At 58.7% G+C, this 12,157-nt stretch carries 6 protein-coding genes; 1 reads left to right on the top strand and 5 read right to left on the bottom strand.

Annotated features, from left to right (window positions below; genetic code table 11):
• Window positions 1–24: 24 nt before the first annotated feature.
• Both IPH10_07390 and IPH10_07385 read right to left on the bottom strand, forming a co-directional pair.
• Entirely contained in the window at window positions 25–4,992 is a 4,968-nt protein-coding gene (locus IPH10_07390) for a carboxypeptidase regulatory-like domain-containing protein (GenBank protein ID MBK6910744.1), read from the bottom strand.
• A 315-nt stretch (window positions 4,993–5,307) separates the two neighbouring features.
• Window positions 5,308–6,057 (bottom strand): SDR family oxidoreductase, encoded by a 750-nt coding sequence (locus IPH10_07385; protein ID MBK6910743.1) that lies wholly within the window; start codon window positions 6,055–6,057, stop codon window positions 5,308–5,310.
• A 3-nt stretch (window positions 6,058–6,060) separates the two neighbouring features.
• Between IPH10_07385 and IPH10_07380 the strand changes: the two genes are divergently transcribed.
• Window positions 6,061–7,563, top strand: coding sequence for a hypothetical protein (locus IPH10_07380; protein ID MBK6910742.1), 1,503 nt, complete (start codon window positions 6,061–6,063; stop codon window positions 7,561–7,563).
• Here IPH10_07380 and IPH10_07375 read toward each other — a convergent pair.
• Genes IPH10_07375 through IPH10_07365 form a run of 3 tightly spaced genes read right to left on the bottom strand, consistent with a single transcriptional unit; the run spans window position 7,560 to window position 12,156 of the window.
• Entirely contained in the window at window positions 7,560–8,663 is a 1,104-nt protein-coding gene (locus tag IPH10_07375; protein MBK6910741.1) for a M42 family metallopeptidase, read from the bottom strand. The genes IPH10_07380 and IPH10_07375 overlap by 4 nt on opposite strands.
• Window positions 8,633–11,431 carry a HEAT repeat domain-containing protein gene (locus tag IPH10_07370; protein MBK6910740.1) on the bottom strand — a complete coding sequence of 933 codons (2,799 nt, stop codon included), beginning with the start codon at window positions 11,429–11,431 and terminating at the stop codon, window positions 8,633–8,635. Before IPH10_07370 ends, IPH10_07375 begins: the two co-directional genes overlap by 31 nt.
• Before the next feature lie 47 nt (window positions 11,432–11,478).
• The gene (locus IPH10_07365; protein ID MBK6910739.1) at window positions 11,479–12,156 is read right to left on the bottom strand and encodes a thiamine diphosphokinase; all 678 of its coding nucleotides are present in this window, start codon (window positions 12,154–12,156) and stop codon (window positions 11,479–11,481) included.
• Between the last annotated feature and the right edge of the window lies 1 nt (window position 12,157).

The raw sequence follows: 12,157 nt of genomic DNA, 5'->3' as shown, positions 1-12,157 counted from the left end.
TATTTGGATTGGATTTGTCCGATTCTACTTCATCAGGACCATTTTGCGGGTCTCGACGAAACTGCCGCTTTCGAGGCGATAGAGGTAGACTCCGGACGGCAGACCGGCCATGTCCACGTTGACAATGTGGTGACCAAGATTCAGCCGGGACCCGTTCAACGGCGCCGCGACCTCCTGGCCCAGCACGTTGAAGATGCGCAGGCTGGCCATTCCAGCCTCCGGCAGGTCAAAACTCACTTGAGTACTGGGATTGAATGGATTCGGGTAGTTCTGATGCAACGCGTAGACCTGCGGCAGTTCGTTACGCGGCTCATCGGCGACCAGCGTGCGGGTAAGCGTCAGCGGCAGGACCATTGCGCTGTCCAAGGAGTTATTGCGAACGACGATATCCACCGTGTAGGTCAGGTCGCGCAGTTCGTCCACATTGATCGAGACAGACACGTCCCGTGTACTTTGCGGCAAGACAGAGGAATTCAACGGCGTCACACCAATCCAATCGGTGTCGAATTTCATCTGACGCATTTCCAGTCGGTCGCCCTGCGGGTTCTGGTAGATTCCGCCAAATACCGTTAGCATGCTGTTCCAAGTTGAACTGATGTCACAGCCGCCCGCACGATCTCCGGCAACATCCACAATCTGCGTGACAGCAGCAATCTGGCCGGTAGACGGGTGCATCTTGCTGATAAAGGTGCCGCCAGCGCCCTGCGTATTCCAATGGAAAATGTAAAGCTTGTAGCCGTCGGGATCATCGGGATACCAGGCCAAACCGGTCTTGTCCAACGTGTTATTGAAACGGTGCAGCTCATTGCCTTGCCGATCCACACAGTAGACAGGCGTGCTATAGTCCGCAACCCAGAACTGATCGAGCGCAGAGTCATATGCGATACAGCGGGCCGGGCTGACCTGAGAAACGGGCACCGTTGTGCGAATCACGCCGTTGCCGTCCACACCTTGCAGCTCCTGCAACCCATCCGTGCTGCCGTAAATGTAATCGCCGTCAAACGCCAGATCGTAGTAGCCGAACTGCGTCGTGGTCGGCTGCTCCACTGTGCGGCTCAAGTTGCCCTGGAGGTCGTAGAAGTACAGGTAGTTCGGTCCGCTGGGGCCCGAGCCGCCGCTGACGACCCAGTTTGCACCGTCAAATGCGCAACCCAGAATCTGGGCGTCTTCAGTTTCCTGTGTAACACTTTCCTGACCGATGGTCGCCCACGTTCCGCGTTCGCCGTCCACGCCATGATACTCCACACTGATGCGAAACTCCAGTGGTCCGTTGCCGGCGTTCTCAATGTCAAAACTCTGCTCGACAGGGTCGCCGGGGACATTCACGACCATTGATTCGCGGGAGAGCGTGATTTCCGGATGAGTCAAGCTGAAGAGGGCTTCCTCCGTCGAGTCCATCTCAACCACGAAATTCGTCACAACGCCGTCGTTGTAGCCGAAACGGCTGGCCCGAACCGTGTACGTGCCGATCTCGACGTCGGTCATCTGATACTCGCCCTGCGCGTTCGTGAGCGCCTGATCTTCTTCACCGTCAATTGAAATCAGGACATTGGCAACGGGCTGGTTGGTAGCGGCGTCCAGCACGGTTCCTTCGATGATGCCGGTGGCAAAACGCTTTTCCGTTGTAATGACGATCGTGCGATCGTTGCCGATGCCATTGCCGCCCGGTGCATTCAAGCTGCCGAACCGATACTGCAAACCGTACAGCGACTGCGGCGCCATGATACCGATCGTCTCGCCGGGGGTTTCAAAGTTATCCTGGCCAACAGTCTGCGCGTTGTCATACTGGAAGACCAGGATACCATTCTCGTCGTTGGTCGGGTAGAACGCTTCGTCTAACAGGATGAGTTGAAAGTCCAACTGAGTGCCAGAGGCGAAGGCGCCGGTAGCGTTCCACTCAATGATCAAACGATGGTTGCCTTCATCGTACAGATAGTACACACCATCGCCATTCTGATTCGTACGCAGGTCATCCCAGAACGGCGCAACGAGTGCGTCCGGCGCCTGCTGTCCCGGGATCGCATAATTGCGGAACATGTCCAAGTGGTCCTGATCCCCGAACGCCGCCCAGCCATTGGAACAAATCGTCAGGGTGTCGTAGACTTCACCATAGAACATGAAGGGGAACGGGAGTGGAATGACATCGCTATTGGTCTGACCATTGGGCGCCTGCTCACCCGGATCGGCGCTGGCGTGCGTCAGGCGAACACCTGTGGCGGAAATATCCGTCCAGGCGAACGGCCGACTGAACTCATAATCCGTGTCAATGTTGTCGTAGGCCACGTAGCCGAAGGCATCCGGACCGGACGGGTCGGTGTTGGCCGCGACTCCGATGGGCAGATTGAAACTCACGGTGTCCACGAACCCCGTCGGAGTTTCCAGAACGACGACCAGACTCGCTTGACTGCCGGGATAGGCAACGCTGTTGCCGCGAATCACGAAATCGGTGGCGCCGCTGGATGCGTTTTGCCCAATGGCGATGTCTCCGAAGACCCCTGTTCCGTCATTGACAGACAGCAGGCTATATCGAGAAATCAAGGTGGCGGTCACGTCATCCATCGTCAAACCGCCTTCATTGCGGACCGTCAGCCGCAAGTTGGCGATTTCGCCCGGATCCAACCGACTGTTGCCATTGCCTCCGGATATCTGAGACGACACCCAAACGCAACTTCCGGCAAGGATCGTCAGCTCGACCGTGCTGAAGGCGGTGCCGCTGGACGACGATACCTCGAATGTGAGCTTAGCCGTCTCAAGATGGCGCATTGTGGGCGCCAGATGCAGCCTGAACGCGGAATTGCCGACACCCTGCTGGCCCGGCGCCAATGACGGGAAAGACGATGTAGATTGCAGGATGGTCACATCCGGGTTGTCCACAGTCACACTGGCCGTCACGTTCTGCGCGGTCGTCGCCGTGCCGAAGTTCCGCAGTGTCAGCGCCATATCCACGGTTTCGCCGGGATTGAAGGCGCCGTTACTGTTGCCAACCGTGCCGTTGCTGTTGTCGTCATCGAGGCCGTATGTCAGAACCGTCACCATCTCGTCGGCGGTTACACAACTTATGTCCGCGAGAAACGGCTTGTGGTTACGCTTGGAAACCGTCAGCGTCATGGTTCCCGTGGAGTTCACGGTCACCGGCAAATCAACGAATCCACCGGCATCGGTGAAGCCCTTCACGAAGGTCTCGTCGTCTTTGATCAGAACTACCAACGCGTCCGCAATCGGCTCGCCTGACAGCTGATCCACGACTTGCGGTCTTACGCGGCGAGCGCCAACATTCAACGTGCCGGGATACGTGACATCCATGACTACCGGCACATCGGTCCACATCGAGAGACCCGGGTCGCCCATCAAGTTATTCCACCACGAGAATTGGGCGCCAAAACCGTCACCGGGAAACGAGCGCAGCAGCTCGGCTTTCGCGCCGGAGAGCGCGGGGCCGATGTGGCGGACGCCTCGGTTGGTGATGTTGTAGGCCAGACCGCCGGCAATCGTGTTGTTAAAGGGGACGTGCGTGTTAAACGTCGCAGTACCAATACCGCAGACTCCGCCCTTCGGCGCCGTCGCGGTACCAGCCAGCAGCCACGCTTCATTCAGACCGCTGCCGTCGAAGTCACCCGAGCCACACGTGATTGTCAGCACAACCGGCAGCTTCGTGGACGAACTCATTGATGTAGCCGCAGATTCCTGCATTTCTCCAACGACCGTACCGCGCCACAGGAAGAACGTCACGCCTTCCGTGAGGCGCTCGCCGATAAGCGAATTGCTGACCGAGCCGTTGTGCGTTGAAACCTGAGGATTGGATACGCCGGTGTAGTTACGGAACATGTCGGCAGCCCAGAGCATCAGAATTTCATTTGAACTAACGTTGTTGCTCGTCCCGGCGTAGAGGAACGCACGGGTGAACCACGACGGATCGTCCATGTACGGCGTGCGCTCGTAGGCCGTGATCTTGTTGAAGACGATCGGGAAGTGATTGGCTTGAGATACGGACAAACGGCCCACCGAGATTTCCTCGAAATCGTCATTCCCCTGGAGGTCGGCGTAACCGTGATCGTACCGGGAATTGGGACTCATCGGTAAGGACCAAGTACCGCTAACGTCGCCCAGGAGGCAGGCGTATTCCAGCGGCGGTTCCCAATTGTTGTACGCATCCTGAAGGTAGCTAAGCAGGGTGCTGCTGGACCAGTTGTTACGCGCTTCTACCGTCACCGTAAAACCCATGCGCTCACGCCACATTTTCAGGGAGTCGGCCCACTGCAATGCGGTGGCGTTGTCGCGGCAAATGATGGCATAGCTGCCCGGTGCAGGATCCGCGTCGTCCAAGGCATTCTCATCGAGATTCTCGATCAGGGCTTCATACATCGGGGCCCACGTGCCGCTGGGGCGGCGATTCAGATGCAGTTCGTTGATGCCCGGAAGTTCGTTGGCAACGATATCCACGCTCAAATTGTCGTAGAAGCGAGCTTGGCGAGTGACAGGGTTGACCTGCACAGGGTACAGCGTCACGGTTACAACGCGAAAATCGCGAAAAATTGAAGGTGCGCTGATTTCCGCTACCGCCGGCGGGTACCAGGCATCCACGCCGTAGACCGACGGCGATTTCAGCGGCGTACCCCACGACTGCTGATCTTCACGCTGCGAGGGAATCGAGTTGAAATTCTCTTCGATGCGATACTCGGCGTTGTTAATAACGAGCTCAACCGATCCTGTATTAGGAATCTGGTAGATGCGCGTGATGTGCGGAAGAGCGGGCATCCCTTCGCGCATGAGCAGACGCTCACCGGGGATGTCCACCGCGGACAACAGTTCGCCGTCCAGCACGGTCGAGGCGACGTTAAATTGGCCGTCGCGCCACTCGATGTTCGTGTAGGCCGGCGAAAAGCTATTGACGTGAAGGTAGGGAGATCCCGTCTCTATCGTGGACGCGTACAGCGCCGATCCGACAAACAGGGACAGGAGACTCAGAACGAACCGTGCTGAGATGCGGGTCATGGTGTTACCTCCAAAGACAGTACTCAATTTCGTGGGGATTCGACTCACAAAAATAGACGTAATTAATCACCTTTGCAACGAGTTAGCAGAGGTTTTTGCACTTTGAGGCGAGGCCTTGAAACGCAAAAAGTGCGCGAATCGCGCACCCGATGGTCAACTTGCAATTTCAGTTCATGAGATTTTGTCTACATAAATAAATATAAAATATAAATTTAAGATAGGGCAAACCCTACAATCCAATGTTCAGTTCTGACTTTAACTAATCTATGAATTCGGTTGGCAAATGGAATCGGAGGCGTTATATTCCTGTGAGGCCTATATCCATAACCCACCGTGGACGTTCAGGATGGCGCCGTTGACGTACGCTGCCTGGGCACTGGTCAAGTAGAGGACGGCATCCGCAATCATGCCCGGCGAACCGATTTCACCCAAGGGCACTTCCGAGGGCATCCATTGCCGCATGCGCGGGGTCATTGAGTCGTTTTCGATGAAGCCCGGATTGACCACGTTAACGCGGATGTGTTTGGGACCAAGGTCGCGGGCGAGGGTCTGCGCCAGAATGACGACTCCCGTTTTCGCGATCGAGTAGGCACAGGACACGTGCTGCGAACCAACGCGCTCTGCGTTGGGGGCACCAATGAAGACAACGGAACCTCCGTTCTCGGAGCGGTCCATCCAGGGAATCGCGCGCTGTGTAACCCAAAAGGCGCTGAGCAGGTTGCCACGCAGCATCAAGTCCCACTCCTCAGTCGTGGTTTCCAGGGCCCGCTTGACCTTGAAGGGACCGGCGTTATTGACCACAATATCCAGCCGCGTGAAGTGAGCGCCCATTTCCGTGAAGAGCGCGTCCACACCCTCTTCGGCCGCAACATCTGCGCGAATAGCGACAGCGCGGCGGCCCAGTCCGCGGATCCACTCGACAACTTCGTGAGCCGAGTCTTCGCGTTCGAGGTAGTTCACGACCACATCGGCTCCGGCCTGCGCGAGCTTCAGGGCAATTGCGCGACCGATGCCGCGCCCCGCTCCCGTAACCAACGCGACTTTGCCGTTCAACTCATAGTGCATGTTATGTTCCGAATCTTCATGATCGTGTTTTTCCTGGCGGCGACGGCGGTGGCCCAGCCGCTGGTGTTTGACACCACAGTCGTGACGACGTCCGGCGATTTGGCGCGATTTCATGTCCAAATACCATCAGGCTACGACGCTGCGCGGCCTCCCGCCATCCTTGTAGGGTGGCACGCGCTCGGCGGGACAGAAGTGGAGATATTTGCGCAGCTTTACGATGAGATCTGCGACGAACGCGGATGGATCATCGTTAGCCACATGGGGCCAAATGACCGGCATTGGAATACACGGCTGCCGCAAGTGCACTGCCGTACGATGCTTGAGTGGATCGAAGCGCGCTACCCCTTCTCACGCGATTCAATCTACATGTGCGGCGGTTCGATGGGCGCGGCAGCAGGGCAGGTGTGGCACAACAACAACTGCGCCTACGACGACTACTTGATTGCGGCCACGGCCGGCGGTTCCATGATTCTCGATACGCAATTGCGCCAGGAGCAGTACTTGGCCAGCGGGGATACCAACCGTTCCATGCGCGTTGCGTTCGGCGGTTTCCCGTTCGAGAGCGACTCCATCGCCTACGAGTACCACCGATACAGCGCCGTTTTTTTTGCCGATACGACCGAGTCCATGCACTTCAACGCTCTAACGGTGCCGGTCTGGAGCAATTGGGGCGACACGCAGGCGGAATGGGACGCATACGGTTATCCCGCATTCAACTTGTCGGTACTGCGCACGGGCGGCGCGGAGTCACGTTTTTTCCCGGCGTCGTGGGTCGCGCATGGTTTCGGGACCATGGTCACAGAGGACGTGTGCGCGTGGTTCGCGCAACACTCTGTCAATCGCTTTCCCGATACGCTGGCCTTGGCCGCCGATGAGGACGGGCGCTATTATTACTGTGATGTCGTTCTGGGGGACGCGGCCTACACCTTTGCGCGCGCTGACGTACGCAAGGACGCTGCGGCCAAACGACTCGACATTGCACTACTGCGCAATGTGGCTGAGCTGACCGTGAATTTCGCATTTCCCTGGACCGATGTCGACACGCTAAGATGTCATTGGCATAACGCCGATCCGGCGGCAGGTGAACCCGTCGTCAGATTGGCGGGCCTGTCGGAGGATTTGGTGGCGGTCATGAATGGCGTTCCGGTACAGGCGGTCTCCGCCGACGGCGAATTGTCTTTTCTCGTCGAGAGCGATACGAATTTCACGCTGACGTTTATGGAAGTCCACCCCCCTGCTCCCGTTCTCCTACCGTCTGAAATCGAGATCGAGAGCGCCTATCCAAATCCGTTTAACGGCCAGCTCGGGCTGACGATCGCCAGCCGGGACAGCCGCGCCATAGTCATCCAGTTCTTCGATGTTCTTGGCCGACTCGCGGCAAGCCGCCCGGCCACGTTGGCCGCGGGCCGAAACCGGTTGATTCTCACGCTCCCGGAACTTGGCAGCGGGGCCTATTGGACACGGGCCGGAGACAGCGCTCCGGTTCGTGTCGTGCTCGTACGTTAGACGAGTTCGTGAACGCGTTCGACGCAGCGCTTGGCAAGCCGTAATGTGTTTTCGAAGTCCGGCCAGTACAGTGTCGTGTTCGGCGAGTGAATGTAGCGACACGGCGTGGCGATGCAACCCGTAAGGATGCCGGCACGAGTCATGTGAATGGCGCCCGCGTTCGTTCCGCCGTAAATCGGCATCTTGTATTGATAGGGCACACTCAACTCGCGCGCGCATTCTGTCATGAAGTCAACCATGCGGCGCGGCACCAGAATACTCTTGTCGGCAATCGTTATCACCGGCCCTTTGCGTTGCGCACAGGGCCGTTTTTCTTCCGGTACACCGGGAAAGTCCGATCCAATCGTTCCTTCAAATGCGATGGCGACGTGCGGATCAATACCAAATGCGGCAGGGCCCGCGCCGCGCAGACCGACTTCTTCGCTGGTGGCAAAATTGAAGTAGACGTCCATCTCCGTCTTAATTTCACCTTCATGCAACGCTTTGATCAGGCCGATCACAGTCAGGCAGCCGACGCGATCATCGAAGGCCTTGCCGACATACACGTCTTGCTTCAGTTGCTGGAACGGGTAGGCCAGCGTCCCGGGATCACCAATCGCAGCACCGAGCGCGGAGGCCTCGTCAAACGAGTCCACGCCGAGGTCCACAAAATAATCTTCGGCGGCAATTGCCTTCTCGCGCTGGGCCGGGGGCAGGACGTGCGGCGGCGTCATGCCAATCACACCGTGGTAGAAACCACCGGAGCGCGATCTGAAGGTCACACGGTGGCCGGGGAACATGCGGTCATCCCAGCCGCCAATCGTCGCGAAGCGCACGAATCCGCGCGAATCAATGTGGCGAACCATGATGCCGATTTCGTCCGTGTGAGCATCGAGCATCAGCCGCATGCCGTTGGTGCCGGGCCTGTGCGCAATCATGTTGCCCAGCGCGTCCACGCGGATGTCGGAAACCCAGGGTGTGATCGTCTTGCGAATCAGGTCACGCACTTGATCTTCATGATTCGACGGGCCGAACGCGTCGGAGAGGTCGCGCAGAAGTGAAACGAAGTAGTTGTTGTCCATAATCGAGATTAGTTGCGGCGTGATTGCGCCTGCTTCCAACGCGCCGAAAGGATCGGATCGGTGGCGGCGGCAAACCGCGCGTGGAGTTTGTTGAAGTTTTTGTCGTCGTACGCTGACGCCGCGGCGATCAGCGCCGCGCCCTGCACGCGGGCGTCGGGAAATTCAAGATATTTTTTGATAAGCGGCAACGCGCTCTTGACCTGCACGGCGGTCGCCGCGTCGCTCTTCCACTTGTCCACGAGCAAAGGCACCGACAACAGCACCTGCTCGATATAGGCCGGAGCTCGGTTGTCGGCCAATGCGCGATCCATCGCCGGAATAACAGCGGTGGATTGTTCGGCAAGCGCGTAGAGCGCGGCCGATCGCACGGTGTAAAGTGAATCCTCCAGCGCGTGAAAGAGGTCCGCGTAACCGTCAGCGAGTTTCAGCTTGCCGATCGAGACCACGGCGGCGAGTCGTTCGCGCTCAGAGGTGCTCTCGCTAAACTCCTGTAATATCTTCAGCGACGATGAGGAATTGATGTCGCCCAGCGTGCGCAGAATCGTGGGCCGCAGCACGGTGTAGGACGCATCGCGCAGTTTGGGTTCAAGCCAAGCGGCGGCGGCGGTCGCCTTGATCTCGCCGATGACCGACGCCGCTGTGCGTCGCCCTTCAGGATGCGATCCCTCGAACGCCGTGCGCAGATAGGGCAGCGCGGCGTTGACATTGTCCTTGAACAGCTCGACAATCGCCCGCCGTTCGAGCGCATCGTTGGTCGTCAGTTTGTTCTGGCCCGCCCATTCCACTGCGCGTGTGCCAATCGCTTTCAGTGCAAGCCGCGCGCGGCGAACTTTGGCGCGATTGTCCGTAACCTCCCAGAGCGCGGACTCGGCAAATAGATCTTCGATTGAGCGTGTGGTGTCGTCGGGCACGAAAGCGACTTCAGGTTCGGTCTCCCGCGGCCGCGTGCTGTCGAAGGCCACATCCACCGCGTAACCGTACGCATCGCGAAACCAGACGCTTGAATCCGCACCTTCACCGCCCGAATAGCTGTCCTTGCCTTCGCCGTCCACAAAAAGAGCGAGATTCCCGAAATTGCGGGCGGCACGAGTTCCACCGTGCGATGAAGAGTTTTCCTGCACGGCGTAGAGATCATTCCCTTGCATGTCCACGAACAGCGCGCCACTGTTTGTGATGGCCATTCCTTGTCCGCCGGAAGCCGTGTACTGGTCGTCGCCGCTATAGTCAATCAGCGCGCCGACGGCTAAGTCGTGCGCTGCGCCTTGACTCGGTCCAAAGCGGGCGTCATAGCGGTCGTCACCGCTGCGATCCTCGAGCACACCGCACGCGAGATGAATACCCGCTCCTTGACCGTATTGGGTCAAACTGTACGAGTCGTTCCCGCCGTCGTCGAGCAGAGCGCCGAGCGAATACCAATAGCCCACTCCCTGGCCGTAAATTTCGGCGTCGTAAAAGTCGTTGCCGCTGATGTCATGCAAGATGGCAATCCCGCCGCCGCTGCGCGGACGCGCACCGGTGGCGAAGCCCTGCGAAAGCGAGCGATAGTCTTCGGGCCGCAGCGGCTCATGGCGTACGAGGCCGCCTGAACGATACACGTCGTTGCCTTCGCCGTCCGTCAACGCGGCATAGGCATAAGTTGATGCGAAGGCCTGACCATATCCGGCGCCGTCGTAGAGATCGCGGCCACTTACGTCCGTGAACAGCGCGATACCGCAGACGGCAGCGCCCTGCGAGAACCAGCCTGCCGTGTAGAGATCGTCACCGCCGCCGTCAAACAGCAGAGATACTCCGCAGAACGCGGCGGACTGCGAAAATGAACCGGCTCGGTAGGTGTCATCACCATTCAGATCTGCCAGCGCCGCCAGTCCGAGTATCGCCGACGACTGTGAAAGCCATCCGGCCGGTTCATAGATGTCATTGCCGCCATAGTCCAAAACGACAGATGTAGAACGGCGAATGCCGCCTACGGCTGATGCGCAGCGGGCCGTGTAGCGATCGTCACCGCCGAGGTCTATAATGACCGCGAACTCTTCCGTGTAGCGATTTGATCCCGGCCCGCCAACGACCCAGCGACCGAGCGGCGTGTCTTGATAGTACAGGATCTCGCCTTCAACGCCTGTTACGGGCGGAGCAGACTCGGCTTTGCCTTTGGTTTTGGGTGATGGTGGCTTGGGTGGGAATGTCAAGGTCTTCGTGCTCAGTTCAGCGACGCCGCGCAGAAACGCGTAACCCGCCGCCGACAGCGCATGGCGATTGACCCGCGCTAACAGTGTCAGGACACTGTCCGATGTCACAACTTGAGTCGTATCGGCTTCAATGCCGAACGCACGGTAGAGTGAACCTTTCAAGCTGTCGTCCGATGGCGTATCTTCGTCTTCAAACCACAGCGGCAGCGCGAGCAACAAGGCTTGTCGCTGATCCGGAGTCAAAGAGTCGAACGCCTGCTTGCGATAGCCTTCGGCGAGCGACAGCGCGCTTTGCAGTGGTTCCAAAGGATTGTCTGCCGGAGCATGCGCGAGCTGAGAATCAATGTCGGCGTAAACCGCCTGAGGAATGGAGAGATTGAGCAGACCGACGAGGTCCGGGTACCGATTCAATTCTGACAGCTTGAGCGGCGCGAAACCCGCCGCGACCTGTGCCAATTCGCGAGCGGCCAGCGGGGATGATAGTGCGTTGCGAATCGGATCCAACAAGAATGTGTCGTCTTCCATCCAAACGCGATCCGATTTGAATGCGTCCGGCGTCATACCGAAGCGGGACAGGGCATTCCCGACCATTTCATATGGGGCATCGGCCAGGGCGTCCATTGACCCAAGTGTGAGGAGTAGCCATACACAGAGTGTGCGCGAGATTTTCATGCTTTGCCTATTGGAATGATGATCACAGATCGGCCGGATTGCTGCGCTACGGCAACAGAGTCCACCGTTGCGCGATTTGAAAGACTCTGTAGGTCGCCGAGTACAAGCGACTGATTGCGCAAGGGCCACTGAGCTCCGGTGAGCGACGCGCCTTGCGCTTCCGGCAGCCCGAACCACGAAAAGGTGCGGCCCGCTCCGATGGGCAGAACGAGTCGCATCCGGCCAGAGAGCGGAAAGGCGAGGCCTTGTTTAAGTAGGAAAGTGATGCGCAGACCGCGCAGCGCGGCAGCACGGCTTAGCCCATGTAAGAAGTGATCGGCGCGCAGTCCGTCCGCGGACGCGATGGCAACATTGCGCCAGCCCCGTTCCCTACAGAGCCGCAACGCTTTGTCCATGTCGGATGAATCCTGCTCGGCCCGCAAGAGAACGTGGGCCCGCCGGCGGCGAGCCCACGTTATGTCCGCGGGTGAAGCACTGTCCAAATCGCCGATTACGACCTGCGGAGCCACTCCGAGGGCGCGCAGGTGCCGCAAACCGCCGTCCAAAGCGACGACGCGAGCGGCACGGGCGACGGCGATGTCTATGAGAACGCGCCGCGGTCGGTCGCCTCCGGCCACCAACACGGCGTCAAACCGCGGCGGAAGCAGCGAGGCGATGCGGGCGTTCTCATTCACA

The sequence above is a fragment of the bacterium genome (assembly GCA_016702305.1).
Taxonomy (GTDB): Bacteria; Electryoneota; RPQS01; order RPQS01; family RPQS01; genus JABWCQ01.
Note: the sequence above shows the minus strand (reverse complement) of the source record. Positions and strands in the feature narration are given on the sequence as shown.